Origin of the sequence: Canicola haemoglobinophilus (assembly GCF_002015075.1) — a bacterium.
Taxonomy (GTDB): domain Bacteria; phylum Pseudomonadota; class Gammaproteobacteria; order Enterobacterales; family Pasteurellaceae; genus Canicola; species Canicola haemoglobinophilus.
In genome coordinates this window covers 20,887-44,202 of the sequence record NZ_MUXZ01000016.1, presented here as the reverse complement: position 1 = coordinate 44,202, position 23,316 = coordinate 20,887, and the positions used below count along the sequence as shown (strand labels likewise).

The window sequence follows — 23,316 nt, the reverse complement described above, 5'->3', positions numbered from 1 at the left end:
ACCCAAATTTTATACTTATGCAAAAATCACTTCTTATTCTTCAATTAAAGCAACAAGTCGAAAGTTTTTTTTCTCATTATTCACATATTCCCAAAAAGCAAAAAATTTACGCTAAATTTGACCGCACTTTATTTAGCCAAGACTTTGGGACAGTCGAATTTTATTTCAAAGAAATTCAGCAATCTCTATCTCAATTAGAAAAAATTGATGATAACAATATACAAAAATATGACTTTTACAGTGCAAAATTAGCAGGGCAATGTAAAGCTCTCTCAGAGGCATTAAAATGGATAAAACCTCAAGAAAAAAAACAATTTCAACATAGCAAGACAAATCCGCTATCTATACAAGCACAACGAGAAAATCAAAGAATTGAATTAAACAAACTCCCACCAAGAGAACGTTTAAGTAAATATTATGAGGCTTTACAAGCATTAAATACGAAGTTGGAGCAACAAAGAGATCGCTTCACACAAGCTACATCATTACAAGAAAAACAAGTTTATAGCCAACAAATGACCATTACCCAACAGCGTAAAGCGCGATGCTCTGAGGCAATTGAACAACTAGAGGAATACTTAGCATTAACAGAAAAATAGTGAGTACATACAGTAACATATACCTATATATCCTATTTTTCTTTAAACTCTTGCATTAAGCGCTTTATCTGCTGATCATTTTTCTTAAATGCTCGACAATAAGGACAAAATAATAAGTGAATACTAATAGCACAGCGTTGATTAAAAGCTAATTTTTTTTCATTATTCAAAGAGATAAGCTCGGTAATTTCTTGACAATTTTTCATTTATTTTTTCCTCCAAACCAATTTTTTGACAAACATGCTTGTAACTGAAGCCGAGCTCGATATAGCAACACATGTAAATTAGACGTGGAAATATCACATTCCTGACAAATTTGTTCACTATCTAGTTCCAAATGCTCACGCATCATAAAAATACGAGCTTGCAGTGCAGGTAAACGATTTAAGCAGGCATCAAAAATAAGCCAAAATTCTTCTTTGTAGGTAGTACTGTGAATATCCGACCATTCATTAGGCTCAAAATGATGTAAATCCCAATGCCCTTTATCATTAAAAAAAGCATTCGGAGCATCTTCTTCACAAATTTCAGAAACATTAATCACTCGGCTACGACTATGAATTAGATCAATAATTTTGTTTTTTAAAATTGCAAATATCCATGTTTTTAGCGCAGATTTTCCTCTAAAAGAGTCAATATTCTTTAAAGCACTTGCTAATGCCTCTTGCACAACATCTTCAGCTAAATCAATATCTTTTAACTGCAAAACAGAAAATTTAACCATTTGTAAGCGAATTTCTTCAAGATCTACTTGAGAAATATATTTTATTTCATTCACAACCATTCTCCTTTACAAAATAATGTAAGATTTTTTGTCATTCTCCGACTATACAAATTATACGCTAATAACACAGGAGTTAAGAATGAAAAAATTAACCGAAAATGATGTTACACCAGAAGATATTTTCCACCAACGCCGCAAAATTATTAAAGCATTTGGTTTAAGTGCAGTTGCAGCGACATTGCCAAATTTGAGCTTTGCACAACACACAAATAGTCTAAAAGCGCTTAAATATCAAAAATCCTCTGACTCATCTTTAATTTTAACCCCTGAAAATAAAGTAACAGGTTATAACAATTTCTATGAATTTGGCGTAGATAAAGGTTCTCCTGCTCATTATGCAAGAAACTTTAAAGTGGATCCTTGGCAACTGGAAATTGGCGGTGAAGTCGAGAATCCTTTCATTCTAGACTACAATCAGCTTTTCACTCAGTTTCCATTAGAAGAACGAATTTATCGTTTCCGCTGTGTTGAAGCTTGGTCAATGGTAGTGCCTTGGATAGGCTTTGAACTCAATAAATTACTCGCTAAAGCAAAACCAACTAGCAAGGCAAAATATGTGGTATTCCATACCTTATATGATCCTGAACAAATACCTGGACAAAAAAACCATTTCTTTGGTGGCGGTATTAACTATCCTTATGTAGAAGCATTAACAATTGCGGAAGCCATGCACTCACTAACATTGATGTCTGTTGGTTTATACGGTAAAGCATTACCTGCACAGAATGGTGCACCAATCCGCTTAGTTGTTCCCTGGAAATATGGCTTTAAGAGCATTAAATCCATTGTCAAAATTACCTTATCAGAAACTCGTCCACGTACTACTTGGGAAAGCCTTGCACCCAACGAATATGGATTTTATGCGAATGTAAACCCACAGGTCGATCATCCTCGTTGGTCACAAGCATCTGAACGTGTTATTGGCGCAGGTGGATTACTAAGTGTAAAACGCCAACCAACCCTTATGTTCAATGGGTATGAACAAGAAGTCGCACATTTATATACGGGATTAGATTTAAGGACAAATTACTAATGTTGACACTGTTACGCACCATCATTCACTTAAGTTGTTTCATGCCATTAATGTGGCTGTTGTTCGTGCTTTTTTCTGAAAATGACACTGCACTTGGCGCAGATCCAGTGAAAGAAATTGAACATTTCTTAGGCTATACCGCTATTTTGATTTTCTGTGCCATGTTTGTACTCGGCATTCTGTTACAACTGCTAAATAAAAACCAATACCAAATTTTACGTCGCCCTCTAGGATTATGGGCATTTGCATGGGCTTTACTCCACGTTGCAAGCTATTTGTTCTTAGAATTAGGACTAGATTTTTCGCTTTTTGTCAGCGAACTACTCACCCGTCCTTATTTAATTTTGGGCGGCATTGCTTTTTTGATTTTGTTGGTCATGGCAGTAACATCTTTGCCTCAAATAAAAACATGGCTAGGTAAACGCTGGTTTCAAATACATCAATTTGCTTATGTAGCAATTGCCTGTGCAGCTATTCATTACTACTGGTCATCAAAAAGTTTAACTCTATCACCAATTTTAGTGGGTGCTGTTGTAATCGTTATTATTATTTGGAAATATCTTGGAAAGCATGTACCGCATTTTTCGCCTAAAAAATAGGCGTTATCATTAGATAAAATCTAATCCTATAGAATGAGGGGAAAATCTTTCCCCTAATGATGACTACAATAAAATATCAACTTTCAATCCTTTTTGTTGACTCTCACTCATTACATTTTCTAACCGCACTTTATATCCATGCAGCTCTGCAATGCGCATCACGATTGAAAGCCCTAAATCACTGCCTTTTTCATTCTGTCCTGCAGGTCGATAAAAACGTTGCCCTAATTTGATTAACTCATCTTCACCAACACCACCACCATTATCCTCTACAATAATTCTTTCAGCAGTTAAAATCACTTTAATAATACTGCCATCTCTGCAATATTTAATACCATTGTCAATGAGATTTCTTAACATTAAGGCAAGTAATAATGGCTGTCCTTGCTGTAATTTAGGTGAACCTTTATGTTCAAAAATTAACTCTATATTTCGCTCTTGTGCGGAAAAATAAAGCTCGCCAATTAATGAAGTGATCAGCTGTTGCCAATGAATTTCTTGCAAATTATCTAAACGGGATAATGTCAGTAATTGCTCAATAAGTTGAGTTGCTCGTTGGATACCTTGCATTACATTATCTAAACTTTTCTCACGTAAAATAGGATCCTCGCTAGATAACTTTGCAACCTCAGCTTGAATTTGTAATGCTGCCAAAGGACTACGTAATTCGTGTGCAGCATCAGAAGTAAATCGTCTTTCACGTAATAACATAAGTGAAGTGCGGTCAAAAAAATTATTTAAATTATCCACAAAAGGAATAATTTCTCTTGGTACATTTTCCGTTGCCAGCAAGCTATTATCTTCTGGCGTCCTTTGATTTAATTGATCACCAAGTAAAGATAAAATCTCCAATTCTCGCTTAATAACCCAAATAATCAAAGCTAATAAAAATGGTAAGCTTGCAAACCAAATCCACATTTGTCCAAAAACCATGGAGTAAATAAGATCGTTTCTGTAATCGATCTCCTGCCCGACAGCAATAGTCAAACGTCCATTAGCTGCTGGTAGCCAAAAAATACGCCACAAGTCATCATCATTGCGAATTTTAGAATGAGAAAAACCTCCTTTAGACTCAAATAGAAAATTATCGCCATTTCGTCCATCACTTAATGTAATTTTCCCATCTTCAGTAAAAATAGCAAAAGCGAATGCATCATCATACCCTACCTTTTTTGTAACCTTTTCCCGATTTTGATGACGAGGGAGTAAATCTATATTTTGCTTTTCAATTAATATTGTTCTTAAATCTGAAGAGGCCAAACGTTTAGCGAAAAGAATTTGCTGTGCATCAAAAACCTCATTTACTTCACTGCGAACCTGTAACCATGCAACCATGCAACCATGCAACCATGCAACCATGCAACCATGCAACCATGGTCGATATAAGCCAAATAGCCAATGCTGAGCAAGATAAAATAATCATTAGTCTGATGCGTAAACTAGTATTTTTTATGAGTTTCATGAGTTTTCATTTTTTCCTAAAGCATAGCCTACACCATGTACTGTACGGATAAATTGTTTCCCTAACTTTTGGCGTAAATTATAAATATGAACCTCTAGCGCATTGCTGCTAACTTCATCATCCCAAGTATAGAGTTTTTCCTCTATAAAGTTTCGAGTCAGCACACGTTCTTTATTAAACATAAATAACTCTAATAATTTATATTCTCTAGTTGTGAGTGCAATTTCTTCGTTACGTAAAAAAACTTTACGCTGGCTAGGATCAAACCTCACTAAACTATGCTCAATGGTAGGGCTAATTTGTCCATAGCGACGACGAATTAATGCTTGTAAACGAGCTACAATTTCCCCAAGAGCAAATGGCTTACATACATAATCATCTGCTCCATGCTGCAAACCACTAATTCGTTCATCTAATGTATCTCTCGCCGTTAAAATCAGCATAGGAACATCCTTGGCATTTTTACGCCATTGCTGTAATACTTCTAGCCCATCCATTGTAGGTAAGGTTAAGTCTAATAAAACTGCATCATAAGGCGCAGCAAAAAGCGCATCTAATCCAGTTTTTCCATCAGTAAACCAATCTACACTAAAACCAGACTTAGTTAGACCTAACTTTAGTCCATCACCAATCAAAGGATCGTCTTCAATTAATAAAATTCTCATTATTTTCACCGCACTTTTTTGTTAATTTGCTGATTATTTTACACAAAAAAGCGACAACTATGTGTCGCTTATCTATTTTATAATAAAACACTTTTGCGTTTAAGCAAGCCAACCAGCTTGATAAGCTATGAATAATAAAGTGAATGAAGTTAAATACAACAAACCAATTACTGAAAGCCAAAATAATCCACCTCTAACTCGATGCTCCCCTTTTAAAACCAATGAAAGATTTAGCCAAGCAAAAACAGGGGTCGAAACAAAAGAGGCTATCATAGCAAATTTTAACATTGGTCCAACTGCATTATTGAAATAGAAAATAATCGCTAGCCCAGAAAGTGCAGCGAATAACATCGCCAAATTTAATGTTCTTAAACTACTTTCTTTTTTATTTAAAATTAAGCGTAAACTTTCCACATTTGAACGAGAATATCCGTCAATGACAGTAATTGTGGTACCAAACATACACATAAAAGCAATAAATGCGATAAGTACTCTTGCCCATTCACCAATAGTGGATGCATACATATTAATTAATTGAGCAATATATTTTCCACCCACCATTTGTACTGTTTCGCCAGAACCAAATTGGACTAATGCGCCTAAAGCAAGAAACACAATAGCTAAAATAGCGGTGCCAATATAACCAACATTAAAATCCCAAATACCATCTTCATAAGAAACTTTTGAAATACGGCGCTTAGCTACAACCCACATAGAATTGATAGCTGAAATCTCAATTGGCGCAGGCATCCAGCCCATTAACGCAACAATAAAAGCAAGCGCACTTAAACTCCATGGATTTTGGGAGATATAATCTTGTGTCGCAACGCCATTAATACCATTACGCATTAACGCAATAACAACTGCGCTTACTGTGGTTACAGTTAGTGCAATCATAATAAGTTTAGATAAGTTATCTAATAAACGATATTGCCCAAACAATAGAATTAGCAAGCTAACCCCAATAACAATCAAGCTCAATGTTGGGACAGGAACAGAAATTGGCAGCACAAAAGTCAAAATTGCAGCACAAAGTAAACCTACAGCAGCCGTATTAATCACTGTGGCAAAAACATTGAGTAAGAAAAATACCCATAAATAACCCCGCCCTTTTTGACGATAGCCTTCAAGTAAGGTATTACCACTATCTAAGGTATATTGCACGCCAAAACGGAAAAATGGATATTTAAATAAATTAGCTAAAAGAATAATAATAGCCAATTGCCAGCCATAGATTGCCCCAGCCTGAGTTGAAGCAATAATATGTGAACCACCAACAGCTGCGGATGCCATTAAAATACCGGGACCTAATGCGCTTAATTTATGTGCACAAAAAGATTGATTTACTTGTTTATTTTCCTTCATAAATGTTCCTAATAACGAATTAACGTTTTTGAATTCTAGAATATTTAAATATAAAAACAAGATAAAAATCAAAATAAAATGCTAATTCAAATCATAAAATAAACAAAATCAAGGCTAAAAACTCTAAAATAAAAGCAAAAACAAGTTATAAATATCATTATTTAAAATAATAAAAGAAATAAATCCTATTAATTAGCTCTTTAGCAAAATATATAATACAAATAAAAAATCACATAAAAAGTAAGTAGGATATATACAAATAGCAAAAGAAAAATAGGATTTTCAACGATTAGATTAGAAACAAGAGAATTATATGGCTGGGGTACTAGGATTCGAACCTAGGGATGCTGAGATCAAAACCCAGTGCCTTACCGCTTGGCGATACCCCAACAGATATTTTAGATTTGAATGAATCAAGAAGTGTTTAAGATAGTATGGCTGGGGTACTAGGATTCGAACCTAGGGATGCCGAGATCAAAACCCGGTGCCTTACCGCTTGGCGATACCCCACCTACTAAAGACTTGCAAGCTAATGAATGGTGCGGGACGAGGGACTTGAACCCACACACCTCGCAGCGCCAGAACCTAAATCTGGTGCGTCTACCAATTTCGCCAGTCCCGCAAATATGGTGGCTATGACGGGATTCGAACCTGTGACCCCAACATTATGAGTGTTGTGCTCTAACCAACTGAGCTACATAGCCATAATTATTTGCATTACCCTCATCGGCTTTGCGGGGCTAATTATGCTGATATCTGCCCTACTCGTCAACTACTTTTTCATGTTTTTTTGTATTTCAATGTTGTTCGCATATAGATTATACAATTCATACAAAAAAGCATCTTTTCTTGCTTTCATTTTCAGCAGCCAGTTATGACTGATGCTGCACAATCCAACAATTGTGGATTTGTTTATTACGTTCAAAATCCAAAGGTAAGGTTTTTGCTGAAATTTCTACCACACTTAATCCTAACTCTTGCAATCCTTCCATATCCATTTTGAAGCCACGTTTATTATTAGAAAAAACAATGGTGCCATTTGTGCGTAGAATACGTTTTAAATTTGCCATTAGCTTAATATGATCACGTTGAACATCCCAACTATCTTCCATTCTCTTAGAATTGGAAAATGTCGGAGGATCAACAAAAATCAAATCAAACTGACGATCGCATTTATCTAACCACTGCAAGCAATCCGCTTGAATTAATTTATGCTGTTTCCCTTCAATATCATTTAATAATAAATTTTGTTCTGCCCAATTTAAATAAGTATTGGACATATCCACTGTGGTAGTCGATTTTGCCTTTCCTAAAGCAGCATGCACTGTTGCGGAACCCGTATAAGCGAATAAGTTAAGGAAGTCTTTTCCTTTTGCCATTTCACCAAGCATTTTACGCGTTAAACGATGATCTAAAAACAATCCTGTATCTAAATAATCGGTGAGATTAACCCATAATTTTGCACCATATTCATGCACATAAAAATACTCTCCTTTATTTGCGAGTTTTTCATATTGATTAGTGCCTTTTTGCTTTTGGCGTACTTTTAAAATCAGCTTATTTGTTTCAATACCAGTAACCGACAAAATTGCACTCACAGCATCTAGCAAACGTTGGCGAGCTTTATTTTCATCAATATTTTTTGGAGCTGCATACTCTTGCACAACAATATGATCCGCATAACGATCAACTGCCAAATTATATTCGGGTAAATCCGCATCATATAAACGATAAGCATCAATACCCTGTTGCTTTGCCCACTTATCAATTTTCTTAATGTTTTTTTGCAGACGGTTAGCAAAATCTTGTGCAACTTGAGTATTTTCTGGTGCGAAGTTTAATGTTAATTCTTGCGAATTTTCAACCGCACTTTCTGGACTACGTACTGCAATATGATAGTTTTTCTGAATACAATCTAAAGGACCATTTTTTGCTTTGAACTGGCGATGAGAACGTAAGCGTAAGCAATCAAGTAGTGCTGGCTCACCACTAAAAACTGACACATTCCAATCAGAAAATTCTGTTTTCAATTGACGACCAAATACAGAATACAAAGCAATTAAAGCCGGCGTAGTGCCTAATCTTTCACCATAAGGCGGATTACAAATCACAGTGCCTTTCTCTTGTTTACTTGGATTTTTTAGTCCAGCAACATCGCCTTGCTGCCATTGAATTAAATGTGCTACACCAGCATTTTGTGCATTTTTCTTAGCTTTTTGTAACACTCGATGATCTAAATCAAAGCCCCAAAAGTGCGGTGCCAAATTTCGATGAAATGCTTGTTCAGCACACTCAATCGCTTCTTGTTTCACTTTATCCCAAGCTGCTTGATTATGCCCTTTCCAAAAATCAAATCCCCAATGTAAGCGGTGTAACTGCGGTGCGATTTGTGCCTCCATTTGAGTCGCCTCAATCAATAAAGTACCAGAGCCACACATAGGATCAACAAGAGGGGTTCCTTGCTGCCAGCCAGAGCGTAATACGATTGCAGCAGCCAATGTTTCTCTCAGTGGTGCTTTGCCTGTATCTTCTCGATAACCTCTTAAATGCAAGGCTTCCCCACTTAAATCAAGAGATACCACTAATTCATCTCGATTTAAATACGCATGAATACGAATATCGGGATAATCTTTATCCACATTTGGACGCATTTTTCCGTTACGCTCAAAATAGTCCACAATACCATCTTTAATACGCATTGCGCCAAATTGCGTATGGCGAATTTCTCTATTTGTCCCATTAAAGTCTACAAGAAAGGTCACTCGCTCATCAAAATGAGTTAACCAATTTTGTCCAACAATAGCTGAGTAAAGGTCTAAATCACTGTAAATTTTTGTTGTAATCAGTGGCAACAAAATACGAGAACTTAATCTCGACCATAATAAAATTCGATATTGAGTTTCATCATCTGCACTAAAGTGAACGCCACCTTGCGCTACTCGACACTCTTGAGCGCCAAGTTCTGTTAATTCAACTTTTAAAAGTTCTTCAAAACCACGTGATGTAGTAGCAAAAAGTTGTTTCATTATTTCTCTCTAAAAAGTAAAAATTGGGCAATATGCCCAATTAAAATTAATGATTAAATTGTGTGTTATGTAACTGTTTATAAGCGCCATTTAGGGCGAGCAGCTCTTGATGAGAGCCTCGCTCTTTGACTTCACCTTGTTCAATCACCAATATTTCATCCGCTTTTTCAATTGTTGATAAACGGTGAGCTATAACTAATACAGTTCTATCTTTCTGTAAAGTTTCCAAAGCCGCCTGAATTGCACGCTCTGATTCTGTATCTAAAGCAGAGGTTGCTTCATCTAAAATTAACACTGGCGAATTACGTAATAAGGCTCGAGCGATAGCTAAACGTTGACGTTGTCCGCCAGACAAACTTGCACCATTCTCACCAATCACCGTATCTAAGCCATTCTCTAATTTTTCAATAAACTCCATAGCATAAGCGGCTTTAGCTGCCTCTATAATCTGCTCTCTTGTATATTTTTCCGTTGCTGCATAGGCAATATTATTGGCAATAGTATCGTTAAATAAATGCACTTGTTGCGAAACCACCGCACAATGTTCACGTAAATTTGCCAAAGTATAATCTTGGATATTGATACCATCTAAAGTAATTTCGCCTTTCGCAATATCATAAAAACGAGTGACCAAATTAGCTATGGTGGATTTACCGGAACCAGAACGCCCTACTAATGCCACTGTTTTTCCTTTCGGAATAGCAAAAGAGATATTATTTAAAGCAAGTTGCTCTTTTCCGCTATAACTAAAGGAAACGTTTTTAAACTCAACCTCTCCTTCCACTTTATCAGTAGCATAAGTTCCAGTATCTTTTTCTGTTTCCATATCTAATAATGCAAACAAAGTCTGACAAGCCGCCATTCCTCGCTGAAATTGTGCATTGACATTAGTTAAGGATTTCAAAGGGCGCATCATCGCAAGCATAGATGAAAAAACTACGGTAAATGAGCCCGCACTTAAGTTTTGCGTCATGATTTCTGGTAACGTTGCTAAATATAAAACAGCGGCAAGGGCAAAAGAGGCGATGATTTGCACAACAGGATCAGAAATCGCATCAGCCATCATCACTTTCATGCCTTTACGACGCATATCGTTACTGACTTTGTCGAAGCGCTCCTCTTCTACTTGTTGACCGCCAAAAGATAAAACAACTTTATGTCCTTTAAGCATTTGCTCTGCGGAAGATGTTAATTCGCCCATAGAGTGTTGCAGATTTTTTCCTAATTGACGAAATTTCTTGGACACCATACGAATGATGATCGCAATAATTGGTCCAATAATAAAAAGCACCAAAGTCAGTTGCCAACTGGTGTAAAACATCACAGCTAGTAACGAGATAATATAAGCACCCTCACGCACAATGGTGACTAATGATCCTGATGATGAACTTGCAACTAGCTCGCTATCGTAAGTGATACGTGAAAGTAGTCGACCAGATGAATTCTGATCAAAAAAAGTCACTGGCATATACATAAAATGCTTGAATACCTTACGACGCATTGTCATCACTACTTTCCCCGAAACCCAAGCCAAGCAGTAAGTTGAAATAAAACTGGTAACACCACGTACAAAGATTAACAAAACAACGACAACAGCCATCATTTTTAAGAAAGAATTGTCAGCTTTACCAAAGCCATCATCTAGCAATGGTTTTAACATTTGAATTAATGCCGCATCAGATAAGGCGTTAAATACGAGTGCAGCAGCAGCAGCAATTAAACCTAATTTAAAAGGTGCAATTGTTGGCCAAAGGCGTTTGAAGGTTTGTAATGTAGAAAGATCTTTATCTTGCATATTCATACTTCTATGATAAAAAATTGGACGGTATTGTACATTTATTTAGGCTATAAGCCAATTAATCCACGATACCAAGGGCTAAATTCCGTTCTTGCGGTTTGAATTTGAATCGATTTCTCTTTGAAGATTAAACGAATCTGCCCTGAAAGTGCGGTGTTATAAATCGAACTTTTAGCTTGTTCTAAGCGCTTAACAACATCCTTATGTGGAAATCCCCAAGTATTCCAGCGCCCACTAGAAATTAACGCAATTTTTGGCTGAATATGCTGCACCAATCTTATTCCTGTCGAAGTTTTACTACCATGATGCCCAACCTGTAATACATCAATTTGTGCCAAATCTGGCAAGATTTTATCTTCAGTCGCAACATCAGCATCGCCGGTTAACAACACCTTATGTTGCCCATCAAAAATAACTAAAATACAAGAATCTGGATTATTTGCCCGACTAACAACTTTATTCGGCGACAACACTTCTATTTTTAATTCTTGCCAATACCATATTTCTCCCCGTTGACAAGAAAAGTGCGGTCTCTTTTCTGGATGTTTCTCATATTTTTTCAACGATGGGCTAATAAACTCAGCTTGCGGATAAGCCTGTAAAATATCTTTTACACCACCAGCATGATCATTATCATCATGACTTAAAATCACTTTATCTAAAATAATTCCTTGCCTTTGTAAGTAAGGGATAATCTCAATTTTTGCCATACTGCCATTTTGCCAACTTGCCCCTGTGTCATATAAAATTCCACGTTGATTTTTCACTAGCAATGTAGCCAAACCTTGCCCTACATCTAAAGTCTCTAACTGCCATTGGCGCTGTTTAAACTTCCCTTGTTCATATAGGGAAAAAATCCACAAACATAAGAAAAGAATAAAAAGAGCCGAGCCCAATACCATGCCAAGTTGATATTTTTTAATAGAGAAATCTTGAGTAAAAGATAAATGAATAGGGAAAAATGTTTTCTTTGTATAGCCTAATACAATAGAAATATGAGAGGAGCGCTTCATCAGCCATTTGCACCACAAAATAAACAAAAATGCCAATATTGATGATACAAAATAGCTCATGGACAAAGAAATAGGTATCCATTGGTTTGGCAATAACATCAGTAGTTGGTTAACCCATATTGCAATTTGATCAGCAATAGCCCAACTCTTGAATAAGCCCTCCGTTAGTACAGCAAAAAGAATAAGAGGAACCAACAAAAAACTAAATATAGGCAACAATAACAAATTTGCCCCAAATCCATTTACGGCTAAACCATTAAAAAGCAACAACTGAATAGGTGTAAAAAACCACAAAAGTCCAAATTGCAAATGAAAAAGGCTAATAAAATACCGCACTTTGCGTAAAGGGGATTGTTGCAACGTTTTTTCTCGCCATTGAAATAAATTGAGCGGTACCCAGTGATACCACATTATCAAGCAACCTACGGCACCAATTGACAGCCAAAAACTCGCCGATAACAACATAAATGGGTTCAGTACTAACAAGACACAAATAACCCGGAGAAATAATTGCCACACATTATAGGAAATGCGCCACATACGACATAAACAAATCATCAATAAAGCAATCATTGCACGAAAAGTGGGAATAGAAAATCCGGCTAAACTCGCATAAAGCAAGGCAAATAAAAGCCCCATACATAAAGGGAAATAGGGTTCAATATAACGCGTTGGGAATAGTACTTGAACGGCTCGCCCGAAGATAAAGCCAATAAACATTGCTAGCCCAATATGCAACCCAGAAATTGCGATTAAATGTGCGGTATTGGTTTGTTGATAAAGTTGCCATTGAGCCTTATCTAACCATGCCCTTTCTCCGAAACCAAGGGCTATCAATAAGCCTTGTGAAAGCAATGAAGAGGTTTGTTGTAAAGCTTGATTTAACCTATCATCACGCCAAGAAAAATCGTCACCAATTTTCACCGCACTTTTAACTGTCGCATAAGCAGTAATCTCCCTCGCTAAATACCATGCTTGACGATCAAAACCACCAAAATTTAATCGGGAAGAAATAGGACGGATTTGTAGATCTGTCTGCCAAATTTCCCCAACTTTTACCTTTGACTCAGCCCGCCAGTTTAGGTAAAGCCGTTGAGTTGACCAAGAGGGCGCTAATTTACCTTCTGCGATGACCGCTTGATATTCTTGCTGTTGAATCACTTCAACGATTTTAACATTGACTTGCTGCTTTTTAGGTAACTGAGAAACTCGTTCGCTTTGTTCTAATAAATTTAATGCTTGTGCATGAAAATAGCCTAACCCTAAAATAAAAATGAGAAATAGCTTCAATATAGAACGAAAAAATTGCCTGTTAATGCACACATACAGCAATCCGCAAAGTAGGGCTAGAAGAAATATCCATTGCCAACTTAGCAAAAAACTTTGAGGACTAATGAGCAATGTAAGAGCACTAATTAAAATAACAAGCAAGTAATAATCTAAATTTAATTTCATTTATATGCTTCAAAATTTATTTATTCTTAACTCACAATATGAAAAAGAGCATACTAAAAACCAAGCTAGCTAAATCAATCCTGGAATAGAGATCACAAAATAAAAAAATAATGGAGAAAAATGAGCTGTTAACGTAAATTTATTTGCTTATTTTTGCGACTTCTGATATTTATAGCGCCTTCAAAAATCAGCGACTCAATTTCCTTGAGTTTCTGAACAATCATAACCAGTTTGTAAACCGCCTTCTTAGTTACGATCTATCGTAAATTACAGGATGAATTATTATTTTATTAGGAGATTTAAATGTCTAAGGCATCTTTAAGTTTATTAGCGCTCGCCGGTGTTGAACCTTATAAAGAGAAGGAAGGCGAAGAATATATGAATGATGAGCAGCGTACTCATTTCAGAAAAATCTTACAGGCTTGGCAAACGCAAATTCAAGAAGAAACATCTCGTACAGTAGCTCATATGCAAGACGAGGCGTCAAACTTCCCAGATCCAGCAGATCGTGCAACGCAAGAAGAAGAATTTAGCTTAGAGTTAAGAGCAAGAGATCGTGAATGTAAATTAATGAAAAAAATTGAGCACACATTAAAAAAATTAGAAACCGATGATTTTGGTTATTGTGACTCTTGTGGCGTAGAAATTGGTATTCGTCGCTTAGAAGCTCGCCCAACGGCAGATCTTTGCATTGATTGTAAAACATTGGCAGAAATTCGTGAAAAACAAATGGTTGGTTAATATTGATTAGCCCAAATACAAGTAAAGTGCGGTCTTTTCTACCGCACTTTTAACTTTTTATAAAAGCAAAGACATAGGAAAGGGGTTTATTATTTTAAAATTCATTCAAAATCTGTTAAGAAAAAAAAATAAAACAACTCAATCACAAAATTCAAATTTACCTTTAACAGATTCAACTTTAGCCAAAACAAAAAAAACATCTCAGGAAATAGGCTCTGAGCCAACCTTTATTACAACGAAAAAACGACCTACACAAAAAAACCAACACAATAAATATATTATTAAAGCCTCTCAATACGGAATTACACCTCGTATGATTAGCCGTAATGCGCTATCAGTTGTGGAAAAACTACATCGCAATGGCTACGAAGCTTATATTGTAGGTGGTTGCTTAAGAGATTTATTATTAGGTAAAAAGCCAAAGGATTTTGATGTTGCCACAAATGCAAAACCAGAACAAATTCAAACGATTTTCCAACGACAATGTCGCTTAGTTGGTCGCCGTTTCCGCTTGGCGCATATTATGTTTGGACGCGATATTATTGAAGTTGCCACATTCCGTGCTGCCCATTCAGATGATCACAACGAACGTCAAGCAAAACAAAATGATGCTGGCATGTTATTGCGTGATAATGTTTATGGTACCCTCGAACAAGATGCGGAACGCCGAGATTTTACCGTTAATGCCCTTTACTATAATCCACAAGATAATACGCTGCGTGATTATTTTGATGGCATTGAGGATCTTAAAGCGGGAAAATTGCGTTTAATTGGTGATCCTGTTAAACGCTATCAAGAAGATCCTGTGCGCATGCTGCGCTCTATTCGCTTTATGGCAAAACTGGATATGTTCTTAGATAAGCCAAGCGAAGAGCCTATTAAAAAACTTGCTTATTTATTAAAAAGCATTCCTCCAGCAAGACTTTTTGATGAAAGTTTGAAACTTTTACAAGCAGGCTATGGCGTAAAAACTTACCAGCTATTGCGTGAATATGGCTTATTTGAACAATTATTCCCAACTCTTATGCCTTATTTCACTGAGAAAGCAGACAGTTTTGCTGAAAAAATGATTATGACTGCGCTTACATCCACAGATGAAAGAGTGGCGGATAAATTACCCATTAATCCGGCATTTTTGTTTGCTGCTTTCTTTTGGTATCCATTACGGGAAAAAGTGGAAACCCTCAAAAATGAAGGGGGTTTCAATAATCATGACGCCTATGCCTTGGCAAGCAATGATATTTTAGATGCATTTTGCACCGCACTTGCTGCCCCACGCCGCCATACTACCGTCATTCGCGATATTTGGTTTCTGCAATTGCAGTTACTGAAACGTACAGGTTCAGCACCTATGCGAGTCATGGAACATACCAAATTTAGAGCTGGCTTTGATCTCCTTGTTATGCGTGCACAAATAGAGGGTGGCGAGGCTGTTGAATTAGCAACTTGGTGGCATGAATATCAGCTAAGCAATCAAGAACAGCGCGATAGCTTAATTAAAGAGCAACAACGCCTTAATCCAAAACCGAAAAAGAAATTTTATCGCAGCAGAAAACGCCGTAAACCAAAACCATTAGCCGCATGATGAATACTGTTTATATTGCATTAGGAAGTAATCTTGATACTCCCATTCAACAACTCAACTCTGCACTTAAGGCTCTATCTCAACTCAAAGATTGCAGACTAAGTGCGGTCAGTTCTTTCTACCAAAGCAAACCTCTGGGCCCACAAGATCAACCAGATTATGTGAATGCCGTAGCTTGCTTGCAAACGACATTAGAGCCAATCGCTTTATTAGACCAATTGCAACAAATTGAAAACCAACAAGGTCGAGTAAGATTGCGCCGTTGGGGAGAACGGACTTTAGATTTAGACATTTTGTTATATGCCGATAAAATGTTACAAACTGAACGTTTAACTATTCCTCATTACGATATGAAAAATCGTGAGTTTGTCATAGTTCCTCTTTATGAAATTGCCCCAGAGCTAATTTTTCCTGATGGCGAAAAGCTAGCGGATTTAATGCCAAAATTTGCTCATCATCAAATGCAAAAATTATAAAAAATTAAGGCAAATATCATTATATTTGCCTTAATTACTTAATAAAATTTCAATCTAAAAATCTTCAAAATATTGTTGAATTACTTTTGCATCCTTAGTTTTTGTGAGCGCTAATTGTAGTAATACTCTGGCTTTTTGTGGATTTAATGTTCCAGCTGCACTAAAGCCATACTGGCTATCGTCAACTTCTGCATCACGGGTGGTGTAGCCTGTTGGAACTCGTGAAGAACGAACAACTGCAATACCTTTTTTCGCTGCTTGCTCTAACAATGCCAAATTAGCTGCATTCATATTACCGTTACCAACTCCAGCAACAACGATCCCTTCATAACCAGCATCTAATAAAGCTTTAAGTGGTTCTGTTGGCATATTTGAATAGGCATAGATAATCCCTACTTTAGGCAACTGCGCTAAATTATCCACATTAAATGGCGTGTTAGTTGTATGCTTACTTTCTGGAGAGCGCTCATAATCAACTTTGCTGTTATGAATATAGCCTAAAGCGCCAAAATTTGGCGAAGTAAAGGTTTGCACTGCTGTTGTGCTTGTTTTGGTCACATCTCTTGCCCCTAGAACCAAGCCATTCATAGCAACTAATACACCACGCCCAGCAGATTTTTTATCTTTTGCTACTACCACTGAATTATATAAATTCAAAGGACCATCAGCACTTTTTTCTGTAGCTGGGCGCATAGCTCCCACTAAAACCACTGGCTTATCACATTTTACTGTAAGATCAAGAAAATAAGCTGTTTCTTCCATGGTATCTGTACCATGTGTAATCACAAATCCATCTGTTTTACTACATTGGTCATTAATGGTTTTTGTTAATTTTAACCAAACATCATCGCTCATATCTTGAGAGCCAATTTTAACAACTTGCTCACCATTAATATTCGCTAAATCTTTCATTTCAGGCACTGCTTCAATTAACGTATCAATGGTTAATTGTCCAGCTTGATAAGCTGAAGTTACCGCACTTTTTCCGCTTCCAGCAATAGTGCCGCCCGTAGCTAAAATTGTAATATTTGGTAAATTTGCTGCATAGCCTGTGGAAATACCTAGACCTAATGCTGTTAAAACAGCTAATTTTTTCAATTTCATATATGCTCCAAATAAAGAAAAATCCCGTGCATTTAGCACGGGACGTATTATCTACCTAAAAAGAATTACAAAAAATAAGAATTTGCCATAATTATGATCTTCATCATATTTAACTATTCCGCTTAATAGATAATGCGGAGAAACTTTGTGCTACTGGCATAATTTCAATTCGATTAATATTTACGTGCGCAGGTTGTTGATAAATCCATAAAACCGTATTTGCAATATCTTCTGGTTGGATATATTCAACACCTTGGTAAACATTAGCCGCTTTAGCATTATCTCCCTTAAATCTTAAATTTGAGAACTCAGTACCGCCACACAATCCCGGTTCAACATTCGTTACTCTAATTGCTGTTCCAGCTAAATCAGCACGTAAATTTAAGCTAAACTGTTCAACAAACGCCTTAGTTGCACCATAAACATTCCCACCAGGATAAGCATAGGTACCAGCAATAGATCCCATATTAATAACATGCCCTTTATTGCGCTCCACCATCGTAGGTAAAATTTGACGAGTTAAGTAGACCAACCCAGTCACATTGGTATTTATCATTGTTTGCCAATCTGCAAAATTAGCCTGATGAGCCGGCTCCAAGCCCAAGGCTAACCCAGCATTATTCACAAGTAATTCAATATCTTGCCAAGAGGAAGGAAGGCTAGAGAGTGCGGTCTGAATTTTGTTAGGATCGGAGATGTCCATTTCCAATGGATAAAATGAAGTGCCTAGTTCTTCTTCTAATAAAGCTAATTTATCTAAACGTCTTGCAGCCCCAATGACTTGATATCCAGCTTGCACAAACTTTTGACAAATCGCTTTACCAAAGCCAGATGAGGCACCTGTTACTAAAATCGTCATATATCCTCCTTGTTGATAAAAAATACCTTCTTAAACTACAAAAAAGCTCCTTTAAAAACAATACCGCTGAATATATTAATATCCAGCGGTATAAGAAAAAGTGCGGTCTTAATTAGTGAGTTTTCCATTCCCCATTCACTGCGGTTCCGATCACTTTAAATTGATTATTAAACACAGTTAAGTTGGCAATCTTACCCACTTCAATAGAACCGAGTCGATCATCTACACCGATAGCACGAGCAGGATATAAGTTACACATACGTAAAGTTTCATCTAATGAAACACCAACATACTTAACCATATTTTCCACTGATTCAATCATCGTAACCGCAGCACCACCTAATGTGCCATTTGCATCGTAGCATTTTCCATCACGCACATAGACGGTTTTTCCAACAAATTGGAAAGATTCAATATCAGCACCAGCAGCGGCAGTCGCATCAGTAACAAGACAAAGTTTATCGCCTTTCAGCTTTTTGTCTAACTTGATATTTTCAAAATTAACATGCAAGCCATCTGCAATAATACCCGTATAAATATCACTATCTAACACAGCGCCAACAACGCCCATAGCACGCCCAGAGCTAATTGGTGACATGGCATTATGTAAATGTGTGGCAAATTTTGCACCTAATTGAATTGCTTGCTTAGCCACCTCATAAGTTGCATTACTGTGCCCTAAAGAAACTAAAATCCCACTTTGTACAAAATCTGGAATACATTTTACTGTTGGATTTTCTGCAGCCAACGTAATTTTGGTTATTACATCCGCATTTTCACACAAGAAAGTCTTCATTTCTGGGCTGATTTCACGAATGTACTCTTCACGATGTACACCTTTACGTTCAACACTTAAATAAGGACCTTCCAAATGTAAACCTAGTGCCTGATTTTTGTATTTTGCTAAATAATCTTGCATAACTTGCACCGCACTTTTCATCCCTTCATCAGGCGAAGTAATAAAAGTCGGAAGATAGCTTGTTGTACCTGAGCGTAAATTGGTTTCTTGCATAATCTCTAATGTACGAACACTGATGTCCTCATTAAACATCACGCCACCACAGCCATTTAGCTGTAAATCAATAAAGCCAGCAGTTAAATTATTACCTTCTAAGTCAACTCGCTTAATTTCATTTTCTAGTTGTTCTTCTGGTAAAATGGCTAAAATTTTATCATTTTCAACAACGACTGCATGTCCATACAATATTTCTTTTGCTGTATAAATCACACAATTGGTAAAAGCATATTTCATTTTTTTTCTCCATTTAATCAAGCACGCTATGAATAGCCCGTGCTTCTAGTTCAGTAAAATACTTCACTGTTTTTACTTTCAATTCTTGTGTTGCTGGCTCATCACAAACAAAGATCGCATGGCGATGTAATTGTAACGCACTAATTGTCCAAAAATGATTCACACTGCCTTCAACTCCAGCTTGTAACGCTAACGCTTTATTATGGCCAGTAACCAACAACATCACTTCTTCTGCATCCAACAAAGTAGCAACACCAATAGTAAGTGCGTATTTAGGCACTTTAGTTACGTCATTATCAAAGAAACGAGAATTAGCAATTAAGGTATCTTCTGTTAGTGTCTTAATTCGAGTACGAGATGCAAGGGAAGATGCTGGTTCATTAAAAGCAATATGACCATCAATTCCTACCCCTCCCATAAATAAATTAATCTTGCCATAAGATTTAATTTTCTCTTCATAGCGGTGACATTCCGCATCATGATCCGACGTATTACCATCTAAAATATTAATATTTTGTGGTTGGATATCAATATGGTTAAAAAAATTGTTATGCATAAAAGAATGATAACTTTCAGGATGTTCTTTAGGTAAACCTACATACTCATCCATATTAAAAGTAACAACATGCTTAAAACTCACTTCGCCAGCTTGATATAGTCTAATTAACTCTTTATAAGTTTGTAATGGTGTTCCACCCGTTGGTAGTCCTAATACAAATGGACGTTCTGCCGTCGGAGCAAACGCATTAATACGATCAACAATATGTCTTGCTGCCCATTTACTCACTTGTTGTGCTGTTTTTAATGGAATTAAACGCATAAAATCACCTTAATTATTTTCAATATTGGACGATATAAAATGAAGTTTTATTTCACAAACTGAATTATAAAGTAAGTGATACACTAAATCTAATAATAATTAGCCTATTTCCTAAAATAGTGATCTAAATCACAAATAAGTTGGAAATAAAAAATGAAAAAAGCCACCGCTCTTTTTTCAAGAAATTCAGATGGCTTATAAATTTTTCATTAATCAGTAATAATTTGATTAAAAGATGAGAGGGGGGCAATAAAAGCAGAACTTAGCTTATCTTCTTTTGATTTATCTACCACTAAAATTGGATTTTTAGATTTAGCAATCGCCTTTCTCTTTAACTTAGCCTCTTGCAAGCTGAAACAAGTTGCACCTTTTTCCTGGCTAAATCCAGCCGCAGAAATAAAAGCTTTATCAGTAAAAATCAAATCTACTTCATTCTGCTCACTTAAAGATTGGAAAAAAGCATTATGAGAAGAATACTCTCCACCAATCAAGATTAATTTACAATTTGGTTTTTCTGATAAAACTGTAAATGTATTAAGTGAGCAACATATTGCCGTAAAATGCAAATTTTGATCAATTTGTGAAGCAATAAATGGAATGGTTGAGCCACAATCAAAAAATACAATATCATCTTCCTCAATCAAGCTCGCAGCCTTCTCTCCTAAACATAATTTCTCTGTAATATGCTTAGTTTGTTGCTCTAAGACTTGATATTCATGCTTTCTTGGCTCAGCAAAAACAATATAGCCACCTAATAGTTTAAAAGGAGTATCGCCACTGTTAATGTCTCGCCTAATTGTCATTTCCGACACACCAAGTAGTTCCGCCGCATCACGTAAATGAATTTGTGGTTGTTGCTTTAATAAGAAAGACAATTTTTCTAGTCGAGAAACCATTAGGCTCACTCCTTAATAAAAATATAGATTAATATTGGCTATTCGGCGTCGCCATCCCCGTTACGATAGCAACTCCAGAGCTGGTTCCCAATCTACTTGCACCAGCTTTTATCATTTGCTCTGCGGTTTCTTTACTTCTCACTCCACCAGAAGCTTTAATTTTAACATTTTCACTAACATGTTGTTGCATGATTGTTACAGCCTCGATTGTTGCGCCATTATGACTAAATCCTGTTGAAGTTTTTACAAAAGCGACCCCAATTTCAGAACATATTTTACTTAATTTAATGATTTCATCATCAGTGAGCAAGCAGGTTTCAAAAATAACTTTTAATGGTGTTTGATCACAAGCTTGAAAAACAAGAGAAATATCCTGTTTTACCTCTTCCCATAAACCACTTTTTACCCAACCAATATTTACAACCATATCAACTTCATCAGTACCAGCATCAATAGCCAGCTTAGTTTCATAAGCCTTTACCTCTGGCATATTTGCACCTAATGGAAAACCGATTACAGTACAAACTTTTACATCTGTATCTTTTAATAAAGATTTTGCTAAAGAAATATAAGCCGGATTAATACACACTGACCAAAAATGATGAGAAATTGCCTCTTGGCATAGCTGATTAATTTTAGCAATAGTTGTGTCTGCACTTAGCGCAGTATGATCTATATAACGAGCAATATTCATAAGTTAAACCTCAAGTTAATTACAATGAAAGAATGTTTACATTATTGATTAAATAAATGTTTATTTCTGTGATCTTTGTCACTTTTTTAACATTAAATTCAATATAAACTAAAAACAAATAAATTTATTATTATTTTAACACAATAGGAGAATAAAATGAAAATTGCCGTAATAGGATCTAATATGGTTGATTTGGTGACCTACGTAGATCAAATGCCGAAATGGGGAGAAACACTTGAAGCTCCAAGCTTTGAAATTGGTTGTGGAGGTAAAGGTGCAAATCAAGCTATCGCAGCTGCTAAACTAGGTAGCCAAGTAATGATGGTCAGTAAAGTTGGCGATGATCTATTTGCAGACAATACTATCGCCAACTTTGCTAAATATGGGGTTGATAATCGTCATGTTAAAAAAGTAACAGGATGTTCAAGTGGTGTTGCCCCGATTTTTGTTGACAAAAATGCGCAAAATCAAATTTTGATTATTAAAGGCGCAAACAATTACTTAAAACCTGTTGATATTGACGAAGCCAGTAAAGATTTAAAACAATGCCAACTGCTTGTTCTACAATTAGAAGTTCCATTGGAGACGGTTTATTACACTATTGATTTTGCCAATAAAAATAATATTCCTGTAATTTTAAACCCAGCTCCTGCACATCCAGATTTAGATCTTGAATACGCTTGTAAATGCGATTTCTTTATGCCGAATGAAACAGAGCTCGAAATTTTAACAGGACTTCCTGTTGAAACTTTAGAACAAATCGAACAGGCTGCTGAACTATTGTTAAATAAAGGTCTAAAAAACTTAATTGTTACTCTGGGAAGTCGCGGAGCATTATGGCTGAGCCAAGAAAAACGAGTTCATATCCCACCAACAAAAGTAGATGCGATTGATTCAAGTGGTGCTGGTGATGCATTTATTGGCTGTTTCTCTCACTATTTTGTGCAAACTGGCGATATTCAAATTGCGTTAGAGCAAGCATCTTTATTCGCAGCCCAAAGTGTTATAGGAAAAGGAACCCAATCTTCCTATCCTTCACTAGAGCAATTTGAACAATTTAAAAAATCAATCACAAACTAAGGAGCATATT

General features: G+C 36.3%; 20 protein-coding genes, 4 tRNA genes and 1 pseudogene. 7 read left to right on the top strand and 18 right to left on the bottom strand.

Annotated features, from left to right (window positions below; translation table 11 throughout):
* Nucleotides 1-17: 17 nt before the first annotated feature.
* On the top strand, nt 18-599 hold the full coding sequence (gene priC, locus B0186_RS05715) for a primosomal replication protein PriC (protein WP_078218413.1): 582 nt from the start codon (nt 18-20) through the stop codon (nt 597-599).
* 32 nt (nt 600-631) lie between these two features.
* Here priC and B0186_RS11510 read toward each other — a convergent pair whose 3' ends face one another.
* Entirely contained in the window at nt 632-805 is a 174-nt protein-coding gene (locus tag B0186_RS11510; RefSeq protein WP_115073094.1) for an anti-sigma factor family protein, read from the bottom strand.
* Nucleotides 802-1,383 (bottom strand): sigma-70 family RNA polymerase sigma factor, encoded by a 582-nt coding sequence (locus tag B0186_RS05710; RefSeq protein WP_115073095.1) that lies wholly within the window; start codon nt 1,381-1,383, stop codon nt 802-804. Before B0186_RS05710 ends, B0186_RS11510 begins: the two co-directional genes overlap by 4 nt.
* A 79-nt stretch (nt 1,384-1,462) precedes the next feature.
* On the opposite strand from B0186_RS05710, the gene msrP reads away from it, so the two are divergent.
* Nucleotides 1,463-2,416 (top strand): protein-methionine-sulfoxide reductase catalytic subunit MsrP, encoded by a 954-nt coding sequence (gene msrP / locus B0186_RS05705; protein ID WP_078218412.1) that lies wholly within the window; start codon nt 1,463-1,465, stop codon nt 2,414-2,416.
* Nucleotides 2,416-3,015, top strand: coding sequence for a protein-methionine-sulfoxide reductase heme-binding subunit MsrQ (locus B0186_RS05700; protein ID WP_078218411.1), 600 nt, complete (start codon nt 2,416-2,418; stop codon nt 3,013-3,015). The genes msrP and B0186_RS05700 overlap by 1 nt, the downstream gene beginning before the upstream one ends.
* A 63-nt stretch (nt 3,016-3,078) precedes the next feature.
* Here B0186_RS05700 and qseC read toward each other — a convergent pair.
* From qseC to B0186_RS05650, 10 genes and pseudogenes are all read right to left on the bottom strand, one after another.
* Nucleotides 3,079-4,477, bottom strand: a pseudogene (qseC, locus tag B0186_RS05695) (quorum sensing histidine kinase QseC).
* On the bottom strand, nt 4,474-5,142 hold the full coding sequence (locus B0186_RS05690; RefSeq protein ID WP_078218410.1) for a response regulator: 669 nt from the start codon (nt 5,140-5,142) through the stop codon (nt 4,474-4,476). Before B0186_RS05690 ends, qseC begins: the two are co-directional and overlap by 4 nt.
* 99 nt (nt 5,143-5,241) lie before the next feature.
* Entirely contained in the window at nt 5,242-6,507 is a 1,266-nt protein-coding gene (locus B0186_RS05685) for an NRAMP family divalent metal transporter (RefSeq protein ID WP_078218409.1), read from the bottom strand.
* A gap of 314 nt (nt 6,508-6,821) precedes the next feature.
* Nucleotides 6,822-6,896 (bottom strand) — tRNA-Gln (locus B0186_RS05680).
* 46 nt (nt 6,897-6,942) lie between these two features.
* Nucleotides 6,943-7,017: transfer RNA gene (locus B0186_RS05675), tRNA-Gln, on the bottom strand.
* Between the two features lie 27 nt (nt 7,018-7,044).
* A tRNA-Leu gene (locus B0186_RS05670) sits at nt 7,045-7,129 on the bottom strand.
* A gap of 5 nt (nt 7,130-7,134) precedes the next feature.
* A tRNA-Met gene (locus tag B0186_RS05665) sits at nt 7,135-7,211 on the bottom strand.
* A 168-nt stretch (nt 7,212-7,379) separates the two neighbouring features.
* Nucleotides 7,380-9,533, bottom strand: coding sequence for a bifunctional 23S rRNA (guanine(2069)-N(7))-methyltransferase RlmK/23S rRNA (guanine(2445)-N(2))-methyltransferase RlmL (rlmKL, locus tag B0186_RS05660; RefSeq protein ID WP_078218408.1), 2,154 nt, complete (start codon nt 9,531-9,533; stop codon nt 7,380-7,382).
* Between the two features lie 46 nt (nt 9,534-9,579).
* On the bottom strand, nt 9,580-11,328 hold the full coding sequence (gene msbA / locus B0186_RS05655; protein WP_078218407.1) for a lipid A ABC transporter ATP-binding protein/permease MsbA: 1,749 nt from the start codon (nt 11,326-11,328) through the stop codon (nt 9,580-9,582).
* Nucleotides 11,329-11,378: 50 nt separating this feature from the next.
* On the bottom strand, nt 11,379-13,799 hold the full coding sequence (locus B0186_RS05650) for a DNA internalization-related competence protein ComEC/Rec2 (RefSeq protein ID WP_078218406.1): 2,421 nt from the start codon (nt 13,797-13,799) through the stop codon (nt 11,379-11,381).
* 303 nt (nt 13,800-14,102) lie between these two features.
* Here B0186_RS05650 and dksA point away from each other — a divergent pair, with 303 nt between their 5' ends.
* From dksA to folK, 3 genes are all read left to right on the top strand, one after another.
* A complete protein-coding gene (gene dksA / locus B0186_RS05645; protein ID WP_078218405.1) occupies nt 14,103-14,540 on the top strand; it encodes an RNA polymerase-binding protein DksA in 438 nt (145 codons plus the stop codon).
* Between the two features lie 229 nt (nt 14,541-14,769).
* Nucleotides 14,770-16,125: a polynucleotide adenylyltransferase PcnB gene (pcnB, locus tag B0186_RS05640; protein ID WP_235817190.1), complete on the top strand. Its 1,356-nt coding sequence runs from the start codon at nt 14,770-14,772 to the stop codon at nt 16,123-16,125.
* The gene (gene folK, locus B0186_RS05635) at nt 16,125-16,601 is read left to right on the top strand and encodes a 2-amino-4-hydroxy-6-hydroxymethyldihydropteridine diphosphokinase (protein ID WP_078218440.1); all 477 of its coding nucleotides are present in this window, start codon (nt 16,125-16,127) and stop codon (nt 16,599-16,601) included. The genes pcnB and folK overlap by 1 nt, the downstream gene beginning before the upstream one ends.
* Before the next feature lie 54 nt (nt 16,602-16,655).
* Here folK and ansB read toward each other — a convergent pair whose 3' ends face one another.
* The 6 genes from ansB to deoC form a co-directional block, all read right to left on the bottom strand.
* A complete protein-coding gene (ansB, locus tag B0186_RS05630; protein WP_078218403.1) occupies nt 16,656-17,705 on the bottom strand; it encodes an L-asparaginase 2 in 1,050 nt (349 codons plus the stop codon).
* A 109-nt stretch (nt 17,706-17,814) separates the two neighbouring features.
* On the bottom strand, nt 17,815-18,564 hold the full coding sequence (locus B0186_RS05625; protein ID WP_078218402.1) for an SDR family oxidoreductase: 750 nt from the start codon (nt 18,562-18,564) through the stop codon (nt 17,815-17,817).
* 112 nt (nt 18,565-18,676) lie between these two features.
* Nucleotides 18,677-19,816, bottom strand: coding sequence for an N-acetylglucosamine-6-phosphate deacetylase (gene nagA, locus B0186_RS05620; protein ID WP_078218401.1), 1,140 nt, complete (start codon nt 19,814-19,816; stop codon nt 18,677-18,679).
* Nucleotides 19,817-19,829: 13 nt separating this feature from the next.
* Nucleotides 19,830-20,636 (bottom strand): glucosamine-6-phosphate deaminase, encoded by an 807-nt coding sequence (gene nagB, locus B0186_RS05615; protein ID WP_078218400.1) that lies wholly within the window; start codon nt 20,634-20,636, stop codon nt 19,830-19,832.
* Between the two features lie 209 nt (nt 20,637-20,845).
* Nucleotides 20,846-21,532, bottom strand: coding sequence for a DNA-binding transcriptional repressor DeoR (gene deoR, locus B0186_RS05610; RefSeq protein WP_078218399.1), 687 nt, complete (start codon nt 21,530-21,532; stop codon nt 20,846-20,848).
* Between the two features lie 28 nt (nt 21,533-21,560).
* Nucleotides 21,561-22,226 (bottom strand): deoxyribose-phosphate aldolase, encoded by a 666-nt coding sequence (gene deoC, locus B0186_RS05605; protein ID WP_078218398.1) that lies wholly within the window; start codon nt 22,224-22,226, stop codon nt 21,561-21,563.
* A 156-nt stretch (nt 22,227-22,382) separates the two neighbouring features.
* On the opposite strand from deoC, the gene rbsK reads away from it, so the two are divergent.
* Nucleotides 22,383-23,306: a ribokinase gene (rbsK, locus tag B0186_RS05600; protein ID WP_078218397.1), complete on the top strand. Its 924-nt coding sequence runs from the start codon at nt 22,383-22,385 to the stop codon at nt 23,304-23,306.
* Nucleotides 23,307-23,316 lie beyond the last annotated feature (10 nt).

Coding starts and splice junctions, on each gene's coding strand:
- priC (WP_078218413.1), top strand. CDS start 18: ATGCAAAAATCACTTCTTATTCTTCAATTAAAGCAACAAGTCGAAAGT.
- B0186_RS11510 (WP_115073094.1), bottom strand. CDS start 805: ATGAAAAATTGTCAAGAAATTACCGAGCTTATCTCTTTGAATAATGAA.
- B0186_RS05710 (WP_115073095.1), bottom strand. CDS start 1,383: ATGGTTGTGAATGAAATAAAATATATTTCTCAAGTAGATCTTGAAGAA.
- msrP (WP_078218412.1), top strand. CDS start 1,463: ATGAAAAAATTAACCGAAAATGATGTTACACCAGAAGATATTTTCCAC.
- B0186_RS05700 (WP_078218411.1), top strand. CDS start 2,416: ATGTTGACACTGTTACGCACCATCATTCACTTAAGTTGTTTCATGCCA.
- B0186_RS05690 (WP_078218410.1), bottom strand. CDS start 5,142: ATGAGAATTTTATTAATTGAAGACGATCCTTTGATTGGTGATGGACTA.
- B0186_RS05685 (WP_078218409.1), bottom strand. CDS start 6,507: ATGAAGGAAAATAAACAAGTAAATCAATCTTTTTGTGCACATAAATTA.
- rlmKL (WP_078218408.1), bottom strand. CDS start 9,533: ATGAAACAACTTTTTGCTACTACATCACGTGGTTTTGAAGAACTTTTA.
- msbA (WP_078218407.1), bottom strand. CDS start 11,328: ATGCAAGATAAAGATCTTTCTACATTACAAACCTTCAAACGCCTTTGG.
- B0186_RS05650 (WP_078218406.1), bottom strand. CDS start 13,799: ATGAAATTAAATTTAGATTATTACTTGCTTGTTATTTTAATTAGTGCT.
- dksA (WP_078218405.1), top strand. CDS start 14,103: ATGTCTAAGGCATCTTTAAGTTTATTAGCGCTCGCCGGTGTTGAACCT.
- folK (WP_078218440.1), top strand. CDS start 16,125: ATGAATACTGTTTATATTGCATTAGGAAGTAATCTTGATACTCCCATT.
- ansB (WP_078218403.1), bottom strand. CDS start 17,705: ATGAAATTGAAAAAATTAGCTGTTTTAACAGCATTAGGTCTAGGTATT.
- B0186_RS05625 (WP_078218402.1), bottom strand. CDS start 18,564: ATGACGATTTTAGTAACAGGTGCCTCATCTGGCTTTGGTAAAGCGATT.
- nagA (WP_078218401.1), bottom strand. CDS start 19,816: ATGAAATATGCTTTTACCAATTGTGTGATTTATACAGCAAAAGAAATA.
- nagB (WP_078218400.1), bottom strand. CDS start 20,636: ATGCGTTTAATTCCATTAAAAACAGCACAACAAGTGAGTAAATGGGCA.
- deoR (WP_078218399.1), bottom strand. CDS start 21,532: ATGGTTTCTCGACTAGAAAAATTGTCTTTCTTATTAAAGCAACAACCA.
- deoC (WP_078218398.1), bottom strand. CDS start 22,226: ATGAATATTGCTCGTTATATAGATCATACTGCGCTAAGTGCAGACACA.
- rbsK (WP_078218397.1), top strand. CDS start 22,383: ATGAAAATTGCCGTAATAGGATCTAATATGGTTGATTTGGTGACCTAC.